A 14,000-nucleotide genomic window follows, 5' to 3' on the forward strand; every position below is an offset into this window, starting at 1 on the left:
ACGGCATGGGGTGTGCCTGCTGCCGGGGAGCCTGCTATTTTTTTTGCCAGCTAATACCGCGCGTCGGTTTGTTGGTATTTCTGTTGGTATCGGCCGCCATTGACGACGAAAACTAATTCAAATTCAAATAGTTATGGCATTAGGCGGTTACCGGCCAGGGGCACCACGCTTCGCCCTTCGGGCTTCGCGTGGCGCAGCCATGCGAGACCGAAGGGCGAAGCGTGTCCGGCGAAGCCTCTTGGCGAAGACGGACTGGCTCAACGTAGCTCAATCCCTTCCCATCCTCCCGTCCCCACTTTATAAACCGGTAGCTTCTTCCGTCATTCGAAGAGGCTCACATGAACGACCTGCACACGTGGCTTTCGCAGCAGCACCACGGTTTGCGCACCTTCCGGATCTTTCAGCAGAAGCTCGAGATGCTCGGCCGGGACCATCCATCCCAGCGCGGCCTGTGCCGCCTGTTGAGCAGTCTCGTCGGCAGCTATGTCGAGGCCTTTGACGAGGCCCCGCTGCCGGTCGAAATTGCCGACGGCGCCTATCGCCGCCTGCTGGCGCTGGTCGCAAGCATCGATCTGAATGCCGACGCGGACCGGCGGCTCGCCGACATCAACCGGGTTGCGGAGAGTCGGCTCTGGCAGTGACGAGAAACGTCGCTTGCGACTCGCCTCGGCCTCCCGGACGCGCTGTGCCGGCAGAAGGCCGCGTGCGTGCCGGTACGAACGATCGTCGGCGCGTTCGACTTCGCCAAGTCGATACCTATATCCTGCAGCAACGTGGTGTTGCAGCGAGCAGCTTTGATGGCCAGGAGACGCACGACGGAAGCCGACATCGACGACCTCCCCCGCTATTTCGTCTGGGTCCGGGGCCTCGAAGGCCCCGAGCCGCAGAAATGGACGGCGATGGATTTCGGCATCGGCGACTGGAAGCGGCCACTCGTGCTGGCCTTTCTGGAGCTGCCGGAAGGCGAGCGGCACCTGCCGCTGTCGGCACTGGCGCGGCGCTATCCGCCGCCGCGGGTGGAGACATTGTAGGCTTGTAGAGTGGGTTGGGCGAAGCCGTAACCCACCACTTCCCTATCCGCCGAAGCAGAAGAGGTGGGTTACGCTGACGCTACCCCACCCTACGAAGAGCGACATCGCTTCCCCTCGCCGTCCGGCACGCCGACCAGCAAAACCAAATGCTTTTCGCGACCGTCATTCCGCGACGTCCGACCGCGGCGAGACCGCGCGTTCCTGCTTGCTACCTCAGCGGGACTATGCGCAGAATACATCCCATTTTATAACGCAATCGTTGATTGAGTCCGAGGAGTGCCGGCTCGGGCCTGAAGCGCTTCCTCGTGAAATTGCCGGAGGAGCCCATGCCAGATCAGGATGGCGCGCGGACCGCTGATACTGCCGGACCGGAACACCCGCATAGCAGGATGAATGCCGGCGGGACGGCCGACGCCGCCCGGTCGAAACGCAAGCTGGTGCTGTTCGCCGACGGCACGGGCAATGCGTTCACAGCCCAGGAATCCAGCGTCTGGCGTCTCTACGAGGCGCTCGACCACACCCAGCCGGACCAGATCACCCACTACATCAAGGGTGTCGGCACCGCCGGCTGGGCGCCGCTCGCCGCGCTCGACGGCGCAACCGGTTTCGGCGTGCCCTCCAACGTCCGCAAGCTCTACCGCTTCCTGTGCTGGAACTGGCGCGAGGGCGACGAGATCTACATCTTCGGCTTCAGCCGCGGCGCCTTCACCGCGCGCACGCTGGCGTCCATGATCGCGAGCCAGGGCCTGGTGCCGGCGGAGATCGAAGGCACGCCGGTGTCGCATGAGGAGATGGGGCGCAACGCCATGGCCGCGTGGCGGGAATACCGCCGCGACACCGTGCCATGGAAGAAGAGCCTGCCGACGATCTGGATCGCGCGCTTCATCCGCGATTTCCTGCTCTATCTCTATCATTCGATCTGCGGTCACCGTTCCTACGCCGATGTCCGGGCGGCGATGAACGGTCGCAAGGACGTCGACATCGAATTCATGGGGCTGTTCGACACGGTCGAGGCCTTCGGCGTCCCGATCGAGGAGCTGCGCGTCGCGATCGACTGGGCGATCTGGCCGATCTCGTTCCGCAATCACCGGCCCTCGCGCAAGGTGAAGCACATCTGTCATGCGCTGGCGCTGGACGACGAGCGCACCACCTTCCATCCGCTGCGGATCGACCAGAGCCATTTGGCGGCCGACCAGACGGTCAAGGAGGTGTGGTTCACCGGCGTCCATTCCGACGTCGGCGGCGGCTATCCGGATTCCACGCTGTCCTTCGTGCCGCTGGTCTGGATGACCGATCAGCTCGAAGGCCGGCTCCGTTTCCAGGACGGCGAGATCGAGCACTTCAGGGACTACCAATCGGCGATCGGACCGAAGCACGATTCGCGCAGCGGCGCCGCCGTGCTCTATCGTTACGGACCACGCCCGGTCCTCGCCGGTGAGGTCAATGGCGGGCTGCCGGTGGTGCACTTCGCCGTCATCGAACGCATGCTGTTCGGCTGCGACGACTACGCGCCGATCATGCTGCCGGCGGACGCGCTGGTGCTGATGCCGGACGGCAGCAAGCTGAACCTCATCGCGGACAGTACCCGCGGGGTGATGAAGCAGGCCTATCTGGCGAAAGCCAAGGGCCCGCGGCGCGAAAGCGAGGCCGAAGCGTTCACGCGCATGAGCACGCCCAGCGCCGAAATGGCCAGGCTCACGCGCGACACCGTGTGGTGGCGGCGCGTCGCCTATTTCTCGCTGCTGTTCATGGTCGGCGTGATCGCGGTCTGGCCGTGGATCGCCCGCAGCCTGATCGGGGTGTCGAAGGATAACGGTCTGCAAGGCACGGTGGTGCTGCACGTCATCGCCACCATCGATTGGCTCGTTGGCGCCGTGCTGGGTCCGCTCGCCAATCTCGTCAGGAACGTTCTGCCATCCTATGCGGCGCCGTGGCTCGACATCACGCTGTATTACCCGTTCGCCACCTCGACCGTCCTGGCCATCACCTACCTGATCTGGCGCAGGAACACGGTGCTGCGCGACACCATCCAGGAACGCGCGCGGCTGGCCTGGAGCAGGCCGCACCGCATGGCAAGCCGGCGGCATGTCGACGAGCCCGGCATGCTGCTCCGCTTCGCCCGATGGATGCGGCTGAATGCGGGGCCGGCCCGCTGGTTCTTCGTCAGGCTCGTGCTGCCGGGCATCTTCCTGTTCATCATCTTCTACGCCGCACTGCTAATCGGAGCGACCAGCGTCTTCACGGCCCGCACCGCGACCGGAAATATCTGCGCGACGCCCGGGCCGGAGGCCGGGACGCCGGTGCCCGACGAGCCGGTCGATGCGCCCGGCCGCTTCGCGACGAGGGAGTTTTGCTGGTGGAGCGGCCTTGCGGTCGAGAAGGGCCGCAAATACCGCGTCTGGGTCGAGATCGAGGATCCCTGGTTCGACCGCACCATCATGAGCGGCACGAACGGCTTCATGACCTATTTCACGCCTCACTACCTCGCCCTGCCGACGCTCCGTCAGTTCGGCGCCGCCTGGTTCCAGCCCGTGGTGCGCATCGGCACGAAGGGAATGAGCGACATTCCGCTGCAGGCCGTCAACGTCATGCCGGCCGAGGAATTGCCGCGCCGGATGAATCCGACCATTCCGGCCGAGGACGATGCGGACAAGCGCAAGGGCAGGTATCCGACCCAGCTGGACAAGACGAAGGAGTTCGAGGCGCTCCCCCACAACAATCCGCTCAAGCTCGCTGTCAGCAAGCTCGGACCTTTCGACCCGGTGCCGAAGGATCCCACGGCGCGCACGATCTGGGAGGACCAGAAACTGTCGGGACGGCTGGTGGCCGAATTCGTCGCGCCCGACGCCGGCGATCTGTTCTTCTACGTCAACGACGCCGTGCAGATTTACCCAGCACTGCTGCCGGCAGCGTTGCGGCCGGCGATGCTCGACGCGGTCCAGGGGCCCTATGAGCAGTTCTACAAGAACAATGCCGGCACCGCGCGCATCATCGTGCAGCGACTGCCGAGCCTGCCGATGCCGACGGACAAACCGGCCGCGACGAAGCAGTAGGCGTCCGGGACGCCGCCTCATTGCGGCCCCCATGATTATGGGTGTCGCGGCGTGCCTGCTGCGGGTAAACTTGCCGTGCGCCGCGGGGGACACGCGGTGCGGGACGATGGACATGAGCGAACAGGGCGAGACGGGTGACGCCATCACCATCCTCCTCGTCGAGGATGACGCGCCGACCTGCTGGCGGCTGCAGGATGCGCTGGTCAAGGCCGGCTACGAGGTGCGCAGCGCCGGCACGCTGGGAGAGGCCCGGTCAGCGCTGGGCGAGGCGGCACCGCGCGTGCTGCTCACCGATCTCAGGCTTCCCGACGGCCATGGCGTCGAGCTGATCCGCGAGGTCCGGCAGCGCTTTCCCGACACCGAGATCATGGTGATCTCGGCGCTCGGCGACGAGGAGAGTGTGATCTCCGCGATCACGGTCGGCGCCACCGGCTACCTGCTCAAGGACGCCTTCCCCACCGATATCGCCACCACCGTGCGCGATCTGGTCGCCGGCCATTCCCCGATCTCGGCCTCGATCGCCCGTTTCATCGTGCGGCGAACGCAAAATTCGACGGAGCCGCCGCCGGGCCCCGCACTCAACACCGCAAGACTGACCCCGCGCGAGATCGACATCCTCTGGGGCATCGCCAAAGGTTTCAGCTATGCCGAGATCGCAAGCCATCTCGGCCTGTCCAGGCAGACCGTGCCCGGGCACATCAAGAACATCTATCGCAAGCTCGAGGTCCACACGCGCAGCGAAGCGGTGTTCGAGGCCGTCCAGCAGGGCCTGATCAAGCTGTGAGCGAGATCGCGGCGAAGGCACCGGTCAAACCCGCGCGGCGCCGGCTGCTGGCCGCGCGCCTCGTGCCTTACTTGCTGCTCCAGGCGTTGATCGTGATCGCCACCATCCTCGGGCTGCGGCTGCTCCAGCCGAGCGACCCCGACGATTTTGCCTTGAGCGGATTTTCGCTGCGGGAGGACGGCGCGAGCCGTCCCGTGACGCTGCCGCACTTCACCTCGTCGCGTTACTCTCTGGCCGATCCGCCGCTCTACACCGGCGCCTTCACGGTTGGGCGCGGCGATGCGGCGGCGGGATGGTCGGTGTTTCTGCCGCGTTTCAGCAATGCGGTGGAGGTCGCCGTCAACGGTGTCGTCGTGCTCGACTCCCGCCGCGATTTCAACGCCAACCGGCCGGACCGTAACACGCCGCTCATCGCGCTCATTCCCGCATCGCTGCTGCGTGACGGCGGCAACGAGATCACGGTACGGCTGTTCGTATGGGGACCCTTGAAGGGTTTTCTCGACACCGTCTATGTCGGCCCCGATGCAGCCTTGCGTCCCGCCTATGAGACACGCACGCTGCTGTTCGTCACGTTGCCGGTGGTGTTCTCCGCCTGGCAGTCCATCCTCGCCGTCATCCTTGCGATCATGTGGCTGATGCGGCGCCGCGAGCCGGTCTACGGCGTGCTGGCGGCGGCGATGGTGCTCGGCGTGGTGCAGGCGTTCGTACCGCCGCCGGTGCCGCCGGCCACCACGTCGCGGCTTGCCGCGGTGCTGCTGGCATCGGCTCCGACCGAGAGCGCGCTGATCGTCGTGTTCGGCGTGCTGTTCTTCGGCTGGCGCTGGCCGCGTTACGGCGCGCTGCTGTTCGCGCCGGGCATCGTCGTGTTCGTGGTCGGGCTGATCGCCGGGCCGCCACTGCCGCGCATTCTGTTTCTCCTGCTTGGCATCCCCACGGTCGGGGTCTGCCTGTTCCTGATGGCCTGCGTCACCGCGGCCGCGGTTGTGCGGCGGCAGGATGCCGCGAGCTTCACGCTCGGCTGCGCGGTGAGCATCGTGCTGACCTGCTGGGTCCACGACATGCTGTCGGTGTCCGAGATCGTCACCAACGAACGCATCTTCGTCTCGCGCCTGTCCTATTCGGCGATGCTGGTCGCGATCGGCGCCGGCCTGACCTGGCGCTTCGCCCGCGCGCTGAACCAGGTCGACAGCTTTGCCGGCCAGCTCGTGACGCGCGTGCGCGAGGCCGAGGAGCGGCTGAAGGCGAGCTTTGCCCGCGAGGAGGCGCGCGCCCGGGCCGCCGCGCTCGCCAACGAGCGCACGCGGCTGATGCGCGACCTGCATGACGGCCTCGGCGGCCAGCTCGTCAGCATCGTCGCGCTGTCCGAGCGCGGCCATGAGGGTGCGACCATCACGGACGCCGCCCGCGCGGCGCTGAAGGATCTCCGTCTCGTCATCGACTCCATGGACGACATCGGCGGCGACCTCATGCTCGCGCTCGGCTCCTGGCGCGAGCGCGCGGCGATGCAATTGCGCCCGCACGACATCGCGCTCGACTGGCGCGTGGCGACGCCGCAGGGCCTGCCGCTGCATCCCGAGCTCAGGCCATGGCACGTCATCCAGATCGTGCGCATCCTCGACGAGGCCGTGACCAATGCGGTCAAGCACGCGCACGCCGGCAATATCGCGGTCACGATCGAGACGCTCGACGCGGACCAGGGGCCGTACGGCGTGATCAGCGTGACCGACGACGGCCGCGGTTTTGCGCTGGCCGGCAATTGCGAGGCCGCGGGCGCGAGCCAGACCGCGCGGGGCTTGCGCAACATGAGAAGCCGCGCCGCGCGCTGCGGCGCGGTGCTCGATCTGAGCTCGGATGCCGCGGGCACGCGGGTGCGGCTGCAATTGCCGCAAGTCTTTCCCGACAGCGACGCCGCTGCCGGCTGAAAAGCCCCCTCCCCGAACGTGTGGGACGTACGGAGAGAGGGAACGGGCCGGATGATCTTCATGCGGAGGACGGGGGGTTTGTCCGCAGGGTCATCACGTCGCCCGAAGCGATGCAATCAACTCAATCGAACGAGATCGTCAGCGAACACCGACGCGATTGACCGGGCCGCCGCGATTCATCGGCGTGCCGGCACGTACGCCGACACCGGGCGCACCGACGCCGGGCGTCGCGACCGCAGCCGCCGCGACCGGGGCTCCCGGCGCGACCACCACCGCCGCCGTCGGCCGCACCACGCAGCCCTTGGGCACGCCGACCGTCTTGCAATAGACCACCGCCTGCGCCGGGCTCGTGCCCAGCGACACCATCGCCGCACCCGCCAGCGCCATGATCGTCAGCCCGGCGCTCAGCACTCCCGCTCTTTTCGACATCTTGCTCTCCTGCTTCCCGTTCGGCGTCCCGGTGCAATCACCGGGTTCGCAGCCGACGTGCAGTCTGAATGGCAAAAGACGGCGTACGGATACATGCCATGAAGATGGGGGTACGCAGGCCAGAAGCGCGATCCGATGCCATGAACATGGCATGGACCGGCACCAGACCTCCGCGAGATGGTCCGCCCGCTTGATCCCGAACGGGACCACCCGACAAGCCCAAAGAGGTGTTTTATGAAGATTTCGATCCTTGCCGCGCTGCTGCTTGCCGCCACCGCCCTGCCCGCCGCGGCACAATCCGGTCCGACGCTGCAGGAGCAGATGGCCTGCCGCGGCGACGCCAGCAAATTCTGCGCCGAACATGTCGGCAAGCCGCCGCAGATGAACGCCTGCCTGCGCGAGAACAAGTCGAAGCTTTCGGACGGCTGCCGCAAGGTGGTGGAGTCGCACGGGGGCTGAGCTAGCGGTCATTCCGGGGGCGCGCCAACGGCGCGAGCCCGGAATCCATCGCGCTGCGGTCGCCGCGGATAAATGGATTCCGGGCCTGCGTGCTGCGCACGCATCCCGGAATGACGAGGCGCTGCCGGATGGGCATGGACGATCTCGCCGTCGCCGATCCGCAGCGGTTGCAGGTGCGAGGCATTGACGGCTTGCATGTCGCGGACGCCTCGTTGATCCCGATCAGGATCTCCCGCAACATCCAGACGCCGACGATCCTGATTGCCGAGCGCGCAGCGACCGCGATCCTGGGTTAGGTGCTAGTCGTCGTCGGGGCCGAACAGCCTGATCTGCGGGAAGCCGCCGCGCGGCCGGCCCGCGTAATCGCGCGCGTCTGAATCTTGGCGGATGTTGCGGGCCACGTCGTCCCAATCGGTCCGGTCGCGCATGCCGCGGGGATCGCGGGACTCATAGCGGTGACGCTCGGACCAACGCTCGCGGCGATCCATCCGGCGCCGTTCGGACGCGGCACGCTTCACGTCAAAATCCCTCGCCTTGGCATAGGCGTTGTCAGGTGAGGAGGACGGCTCTGTCGAAGCCTGCTGTTCGACTGGCTTTGCGGCCTGCGGAGGCGATGGCGATGCCGGTTTCGGCGGCTCGACCGCGGCCGCTTGCGACGGCTGTGGCGCGGGGGGCTCGGCGTTCGCCGGAGTGACCTGCGTGTCGGGCCTTGTCTCAGGCTTGGCGTCGTCCCGCGCCTGCGCGGGCGCGGCGATCATCGCGCCGAAGGCTTGCGAGCCGGTGAGATATTGCACGCGCTCCGACGGCGCATTGCTCTGGACCGGCGCGATAACCGCTTCCGTGCGCTGCGCCAGCTTGCCGGCATCCGGCCCCTGCTTGGGCGCGATCGGATTCATGATGTTGCCGGCGACGATGCCGCCACCGAGACCAATAGCGATGGCCGCGACGATGGTTCCGGCACCGACGAAATAGGCTGTCGAGGCGCGCATTGGTCCACTCCCTCTTTTGGAGCGGGCAACGCCTGGAGATTGCCGGATGTTCCTGATATCGAAGGTTCCCTCGGCGCGATGGCTGGCCATCGCGCCTCAGCTCATTGTTTGAGCATGATGTTTTCGGAAACCGCGCGTCAGATCTGCTGCGCGACCTTCTCGAGCCCAATGATGCGGGCGAGCTTGCGCACTTCCTCTTTCTGGTCGTCACGCAGTTGGAACAGGAGCGGCATCGCGGCCGACTTCAACTGCTGGACCTCGTCGCAGTTCGGATCGATCTGCGCGCCGGGCGGCGCGTTCGGATTCGACAGCTTGTTCGCCTGGATCCTGCGGACGACGTTGCGCAGCGCCGTCTCGACCGAAGGCCAGTAATATTCCTGCGACGACGACAGCTTCAGACGATCCTTGATGCCCGAAATCTGAACGTCGGAGAGCAGCGAATAGGACTTCTGCGGCTGCGGCTTGGCGACGACTTTCGGCTTGGCCGGGACTTCGACGGCGGGAGCTTCCGCCGTGGGCGCCTCGTTCACGCTCGCCGATGAACCCGTCTTGGACATCGGAAAATCGGACGGAGTGGCGGCGGCAAAGGCCTGGCGCAGCGGCTCGGTCAGCACCGGCGCCTGCGCAAGCTTGTCGGCGGGCACCTGGACCGGCTCGATCGCGGCCGAGGCCAGCGCCAGGGTCGGAACCAGACGGTCGGCCTTGGCGGCGCGGTTGGTCGCGAGCGGTTTCGGCGAGGCCTGGGTGATCATCTCGGCGCTAACGCTGGGCACGCTGTCGCGTCCGAGAATGGCGGTGGTGGCGGCACCGAGGACGAGGAAACAGGTCAGAACGACGATGGTGATGGCTTTGGACAAACGTCTCTCCGGGGGGAGGGGCGGTTCACGATGTTGTCAACGGTGCCCGGGAAAAAGGAACGAATTAAGGCTTGAGTGTGCCTTTGCGGCGACAATCACCATGCCTATGGCGACGCGACTAAAAAGCCGAGTAAAATCAAGCAGCTGAGGCCAGATCGTAGGCATCCTGGATGTCCGCGACGATTTCGGAGGCCTCCCAGACCGCGCGCGGCTCGACCGATTGCAGCGTCACCGTCCAGTTGCCGCCCCGGCGGGTGCGGGGGACGCTGACGATATCGAAGCGCACATTGCGGCACAGCGGATGGCGGGCCAGCGCGTGGGCCACGCGGACGCGGATTTCGTCCAGCGAAGCCGCCGTCTTGGAGTTGAGAAAATCGAAATCCATCGCCTGTCCCTCTCGGTCCTGATTGGCGGCCTTGAGGGGGATTCTGGGCGGGCGATGGTTAATCTGCCGTTAAGTGAGGGGGAATCGAGCCATGCAGGATTAACTGTGATCGATGCGACGGCGCCTGGTCTCCCGCGCCCCGTTCATACAGGGAGAGGGAGAGGAGCCTACCGCCCACCCGCCGCGCGATATTCCGCGAGCGTCGACGCGACGAGATCGTCAACCGCGAGCACATCGGTCACGCCGGAGGTCGAGTGCCCGCCGCTCCAGATATCGCGCCAGCGCTTTGGCCGGTTCTCGCGCGCGTTGACGTCGATGTCCTTGGCGATGTCGATCGCCCCGCGCGCCGGCAGGTCGTCGGGATCAAGCCCCGCAGCGACGATCGACGGCTTCAGCATGCTGGTCTGAAGCCCCGTGAACGCGGTGGTCAGCAGGATGTCGTCGGCGCTGCTCTCGACCAGCATCCGTTTGTAACGATCATCCGCCATGCTCTCGCGCGTCGCGATAAACTTCGTGCCCATGTAGCCGAGATCGCAGCCGAGCACTTCCGCAGCATGCAGCGCGCGGCCATCGCTGATGCCGCCCGCGAGCACGATGATGCCATCGTAGAATGCGCGCACCGCGCGGACGAAGGCGAACGGATTGAGCCAGCCGGTCTGCCCGCCCGCGCCCGCCGTGAGCAGCACGAGTCCATCGGCACCTGCTTCCGCCGCACGTTCGGCGTGGCGGATCGAGGCGACATCCGCCAACACCAGCGCACCGGCGTCATGCAGCGGCTTGAGCACTGGCGCGGGCGAGCCGACCGAGGTGATGACGATCTCCGGCCTGTGCCGCAGCAGCACGGCAAGATCCTGCTCCAGCCGCGCATTGGAGCGGTGCACGATCAGGTTTGGGCAGAGCGGCGCCGCCTTGCGGCCGGCTTGATCTTCATGCCGGCGCAGCCGCGCTTCGATCTCGCGGAGCCATTCGTCGAGCTGTTCCGCGCTACGGCAATTCGCGCTGGGAAAGCTGCCGATCACGCCGCTCTGGCAGGCCGCGACCATGAGCTCGACACCCGACACCAGAAACATCGGCGCGGCGATCAGCGGCAGTGCCAGGCGATCGCGGAAACGTTGCAGTCGATCAGACGTCACGCATGCCTCCCTCGCGCGGGCTGTGTCGTTCCATCCCGCATTCCCTGTGCTAGCGTTACGGCAAACATTGGCACGCCAGAAGCCGATGACAAAGCAGCGAGGAAACATATGTCAGATCCGCTCCACGCATCGTCCCCGACTTGCGCACAGGCGCTGCGGGCGCTGGCGCGCTATCCCGGCCGCACCGCGTTCGCCTGGCCCGGCGGATCGCTGAGTTATCGGGGCACCATCGACCTGATCGGGCACATCCAGGGCGTGTTCATGCGGCTTGGATTGCAGCCCGGCGCACGCGTCGCCTTCCTCACTGCGAACCGCGCCGACACCTGGTGCGCGGGTGTCGCAGCGCAATTGTCGAGGTTTTGCGTCACCTGGCTGCATCCACTGGGATCGCGGGGAGACCAGCTGTTCCAACTCGAGGATTCCGAGGCCGAGGTGCTGGTGGTCGATGCGGCCGCGTTCCGCGATCGCGGCGGCGAGCTTGCCGCGAGTGCGAGCCGGCTCAAGGCGGTCTTCACCACGGGGCCGGCCGACTATGGCGTCGACCTGCTGCAGGCGATCGAGATCGAAGGCCATGCCAGCGCGCATTGCTTCGCCGGCCCTGACGATCTCTCCACGTTGAACTACACCGGCGGCACGACCGGCAAATCCAAGGGCGCGCTGCGCTACCACCGCGAAAATGCCGGGGCCGCCGCCGCGATCCTCGCCGACTTCGAAATCCCGGAAGATGCGCGCTATCTCGCGGTCGCCCCGATCAGCCATGTCGCCGGCACCAAGGTGCTGCCGACCCTGATGCGCGGCGGCACCGTGCACATGCTGAAGGGTTTCGATCCCGAGGCCGTGCTGGCGACCATCGCGCGCGAGCGCATCAACTTCACGCTGTTCGTGCCCACCATGATCTATGTGCTGCTCGATCATCCCGCGCTGAGCAGGACCGACCTCTCCTCGCTCGAGCTCGTGCTCTACGGCGCCTCGGCGATGTCGCCGAGCCGGCTGATCGAGGGCATCGAACGGATCGGGCCGGTGTTCTCGCAGCTCTACGGCCAGACCGAATGCTATCCGATCTCGGTGCTGCGCAAGAAGGACCATGATCCCCGGACGCCCGAACTGTTCCTGTCCTGCGGCTTCCCGATCGCGGCCTGCGAGGTCAGGATCCTCGACGACAATGACCAGGAGGTGAAGACGGGCGAGGCCGGCGAGATCTGCGTGCGCGCCCCGCATGTCATGGCGGAATACTGGAAGCGGCCTGACATCACCGCCGAGACGCTGAAGAACGGCTGGGTCCACACCGGCGACATCGCGCGCAAGGACGAGCGCGGCTACATGTTCATCCTCGACCGCAAGAAGGACATGATCGTCTCCGGCGGCTTCAACATCTTTCCGCGCGAGGTCGAGGACGTGCTGTCGCAGCACGCCGATGTCGCGATGGTCGCGGTCGTCGGCATCCCCGACGAGAAATGGGGCGAAGCCGTCACCGCCATCGTGGTGCCGCGCGAAGGCGCAAAGCCCGATCCGGACGAGCTGATCAATTTCGTGAAGACGCGGAAAGGTTCGGCGCATGCGCCAAAGCAGATCCAGTTCGTCAAGCAATTGCCGATGACCGGCGTCGGCAAGGTCGACAAGAAGGTGCTGCGCGCGGGATTCTGGAGCGGGCGGGACCGGATGGTGGGGTAGTCGTCTCGATCTGCAACTTGTGGCAGGCGGCACCGTGCAGGCCCCCGCGCCCGACCCCGGGATTTTACGGTGTCGCTGTGACCGGCGAACAACAGCGCGGAAGGGACTTTTCAGGCACGCCGTCCGCGCGATTGCGGGCGAATCAACGAATCAACTAGACCGCTGATGGGGCTGGGAAGCGGAGTATCAAATGAGAGTCGCTTCCTTGGAAAGTGCGTTGGCCGCGATCACGTTGATCACGGCTATTGTTGTCCTGCTGTGGGAGATCAAGATCGTCTACGGCAGTTGAACAGGCAGGACGCTGGCGTCGAACAGAGACCTCCGGACAAGAGAAGAGGCTCGCGACCAGGGCATCCCTTCCGCGGCGGCGGAAGTCTGCCGTTCCTTCGGCTCAAGGAGCGATCACGGCGCTTGCCGTCACGCTCACCGCTTCTCGATCACCAAACTCTGCACCGCGCGACCGAAATAGCCCTGCCGATCCGCCAGCCGCGACATGGCGAGTCCTGCGCCATCAGGGCCGATCCAGGAGTCGCCGTCGAGCAGGATCCACTCGCCGACCGGTTGGCGCGCAAGGCTCACGGTGAGGTCCGCGTTGATGTAGGTCCAGGCGCGGAAGTCGAGCGTCGAGGCGGTGCCGTTGGAAAAGTCGGCGGCGACCACGGCGCGCATGGCCTGCGAGATCGCTTCGCCCTCGATCAGGGGATGGTCGACGCGAAACCAGATCGCGCCCGCACCGGCCTGGCCGAAGCGGCCGCGCGCGGCGCGCATCGAGACCGAGCGCACGAACGGGCTGGTGGCGGCATGACCGTCCTCGACCAGCGAATCCTCCGGTGACGGCAGCGCGAGCGGGACTTCCTTGACGTCATCCGGCAGCGCCTGCGCCTGCCGCCTGATCTTCAGCACTGTGGCGCCCACGACCTGCACGCCGTCGGCGAGCAGCTTGATTTCGCAGAGCTGAATCTTGCGGCCCTCGCGCAAGACCTCGGTCTTGATCGTGAGCGGCGCCACCGGCACCGGGCGCATCAGATCGATGGTGACGCGCGCGATGTCCATCGTAACAGGCGTCGGAATACGCTCCGCCGCCCACGTCACCAGCGATGCCGGCGCCGAGCCATGCTGCATGCGCCGGTCCCACGGACCCGCAGCGTCAGGGCTGGTGACGACACTGTTGCCGTCGACACGGTAGATCGGGGGCATGGTGCAGATCTCTGTTGCCTGAGACGCTCGGAGTTCCAATGACAGTGTCGTCCTGGCGAAAGCCAGGACCCATTACCCCAGGGAGAAGTT

General features: G+C 66.2%; 14 protein-coding genes. 8 read left to right on the top strand and 6 right to left on the bottom strand.

The annotated features are described in order from the left end of the window. Window positions 1-338: 338 nt before the first annotated feature. The 5 genes from ACVWW6_RS03295 to ACVWW6_RS03315 all read left to right on the top strand — a co-directional run bounded on the left by ACVWW6_RS03295 (window position 339) and on the right by ACVWW6_RS03315 (window position 6,790). Window positions 339-641: a hypothetical protein gene (locus ACVWW6_RS03295; protein ID WP_028173575.1), complete on the top strand. Its 303-nt coding sequence runs from the start codon at window positions 339-341 to the stop codon at window positions 639-641. A gap of 156 nt (window positions 642-797) precedes the next feature. Beyond that, on the top strand, window positions 798-1,031 hold the full coding sequence (locus ACVWW6_RS03300) for a hypothetical protein (protein ID WP_028173576.1): 234 nt from the start codon (window positions 798-800) through the stop codon (window positions 1,029-1,031). 326 nt (window positions 1,032-1,357) lie between these two features. After that, window positions 1,358-4,084, top strand: a complete 2,727-nt coding sequence (locus tag ACVWW6_RS03305; protein WP_456680118.1) for a DUF2235 domain-containing protein — start codon at window positions 1,358-1,360, stop codon at window positions 4,082-4,084. Window positions 4,085-4,196: 112 nt separating this feature from the next. Continuing rightward, complete coding sequence (locus ACVWW6_RS03310; protein ID WP_304550799.1) at window positions 4,197-4,868, top strand: response regulator; 672 nt, start codon at window positions 4,197-4,199, stop codon at window positions 4,866-4,868. Continuing rightward, window positions 4,865-6,790, top strand: coding sequence for a sensor histidine kinase (locus tag ACVWW6_RS03315; protein ID WP_456680119.1), 1,926 nt, complete (start codon window positions 4,865-4,867; stop codon window positions 6,788-6,790). The genes ACVWW6_RS03310 and ACVWW6_RS03315 overlap by 4 nt, the downstream gene beginning before the upstream one ends. Window positions 6,791-6,928: 138 nt before the next feature. On the opposite strand, the gene ACVWW6_RS03320 is transcribed toward ACVWW6_RS03315, so the two are convergent. Beyond that, window positions 6,929-7,219, bottom strand: coding sequence for a hypothetical protein (locus tag ACVWW6_RS03320; protein ID WP_028173580.1), 291 nt, complete (start codon window positions 7,217-7,219; stop codon window positions 6,929-6,931). A 234-nt stretch (window positions 7,220-7,453) separates the two neighbouring features. Between ACVWW6_RS03320 and ACVWW6_RS03325 the strand changes: the two genes are divergently transcribed. Continuing rightward, window positions 7,454-7,678, top strand: a complete 225-nt coding sequence (locus ACVWW6_RS03325) for a cysteine rich repeat-containing protein (protein WP_028173581.1) — start codon at window positions 7,454-7,456, stop codon at window positions 7,676-7,678. A 110-nt stretch (window positions 7,679-7,788) separates the two neighbouring features. Further along, window positions 7,789-7,974 (top strand): GMC oxidoreductase, encoded by a 186-nt coding sequence (locus tag ACVWW6_RS03330; protein ID WP_236842174.1) that lies wholly within the window; start codon window positions 7,789-7,791, stop codon window positions 7,972-7,974. Window positions 7,975-7,977: 3 nt separating this feature from the next. Here the strand turns inward: ACVWW6_RS03330 and ACVWW6_RS03335 are convergent, their stop codons facing one another. The 4 genes from ACVWW6_RS03335 to ACVWW6_RS03350 form a co-directional block, all read right to left on the bottom strand. After that, window positions 7,978-8,667, bottom strand: a complete 690-nt coding sequence (locus tag ACVWW6_RS03335; protein ID WP_456680120.1) for a hypothetical protein — start codon at window positions 8,665-8,667, stop codon at window positions 7,978-7,980. A gap of 137 nt (window positions 8,668-8,804) precedes the next feature. Beyond that, window positions 8,805-9,524, bottom strand: a complete 720-nt coding sequence (locus ACVWW6_RS03340; protein WP_456680121.1) for a hypothetical protein — start codon at window positions 9,522-9,524, stop codon at window positions 8,805-8,807. Window positions 9,525-9,660: 136 nt separating this feature from the next. Further along, window positions 9,661-9,909 (bottom strand): hypothetical protein, encoded by a 249-nt coding sequence (locus tag ACVWW6_RS03345; protein ID WP_028173584.1) that lies wholly within the window; start codon window positions 9,907-9,909, stop codon window positions 9,661-9,663. 167 nt (window positions 9,910-10,076) lie between these two features. Beyond that, window positions 10,077-11,042: an NAD(P)H-dependent flavin oxidoreductase gene (locus tag ACVWW6_RS03350; protein WP_161533198.1), complete on the bottom strand. Its 966-nt coding sequence runs from the start codon at window positions 11,040-11,042 to the stop codon at window positions 10,077-10,079. A 108-nt stretch (window positions 11,043-11,150) separates the two neighbouring features. On the opposite strand from ACVWW6_RS03350, the gene ACVWW6_RS03355 reads away from it, so the two are divergent. Continuing rightward, the gene (locus tag ACVWW6_RS03355) at window positions 11,151-12,713 is read left to right on the top strand and encodes an AMP-binding protein (RefSeq protein WP_011084147.1); all 1,563 of its coding nucleotides are present in this window, start codon (window positions 11,151-11,153) and stop codon (window positions 12,711-12,713) included. A gap of 423 nt (window positions 12,714-13,136) precedes the next feature. Here the strand turns inward: ACVWW6_RS03355 and ACVWW6_RS03360 are convergent, their stop codons facing one another. Further along, window positions 13,137-13,910, bottom strand: a complete 774-nt coding sequence (locus ACVWW6_RS03360) for a thioesterase family protein (protein WP_011084146.1) — start codon at window positions 13,908-13,910, stop codon at window positions 13,137-13,139. Between the last annotated feature and the right edge of the window lie 90 nt (window positions 13,911-14,000).

It is taken from the genome of Bradyrhizobium sp. USDA 3311 (assembly GCF_054062495.1).

What these genes read in the sequence shown, in the direction of transcription:
- ACVWW6_RS03295 (WP_028173575.1), top strand. Translation starts at nt 339, where the DNA reads ATGAACGACCTGCACACGTGGCTTTCGCAGCAGCACCACGGTTTGCGC.
- ACVWW6_RS03300 (WP_028173576.1), top strand. Translation starts at nt 798, where the DNA reads ATGGCCAGGAGACGCACGACGGAAGCCGACATCGACGACCTCCCCCGC.
- ACVWW6_RS03305 (WP_456680118.1), top strand. Translation starts at nt 1,358, where the DNA reads ATGCCAGATCAGGATGGCGCGCGGACCGCTGATACTGCCGGACCGGAA.
- ACVWW6_RS03310 (WP_304550799.1), top strand. Translation starts at nt 4,197, where the DNA reads ATGAGCGAACAGGGCGAGACGGGTGACGCCATCACCATCCTCCTCGTC.
- ACVWW6_RS03320 (WP_028173580.1), bottom strand. Translation starts at nt 7,219, where the DNA reads ATGTCGAAAAGAGCGGGAGTGCTGAGCGCCGGGCTGACGATCATGGCG.
- ACVWW6_RS03325 (WP_028173581.1), top strand. Translation starts at nt 7,454, where the DNA reads ATGAAGATTTCGATCCTTGCCGCGCTGCTGCTTGCCGCCACCGCCCTG.
- ACVWW6_RS03330 (WP_236842174.1), top strand. Translation starts at nt 7,789, where the DNA reads ATGACGAGGCGCTGCCGGATGGGCATGGACGATCTCGCCGTCGCCGAT.
- ACVWW6_RS03335 (WP_456680120.1), bottom strand. Translation starts at nt 8,667, where the DNA reads ATGCGCGCCTCGACAGCCTATTTCGTCGGTGCCGGAACCATCGTCGCG.
- ACVWW6_RS03345 (WP_028173584.1), bottom strand. Translation starts at nt 9,909, where the DNA reads ATGGATTTCGATTTTCTCAACTCCAAGACGGCGGCTTCGCTGGACGAA.
- ACVWW6_RS03355 (WP_011084147.1), top strand. Translation starts at nt 11,151, where the DNA reads ATGTCAGATCCGCTCCACGCATCGTCCCCGACTTGCGCACAGGCGCTG.
- ACVWW6_RS03360 (WP_011084146.1), bottom strand. Translation starts at nt 13,910, where the DNA reads ATGCCCCCGATCTACCGTGTCGACGGCAACAGTGTCGTCACCAGCCCT.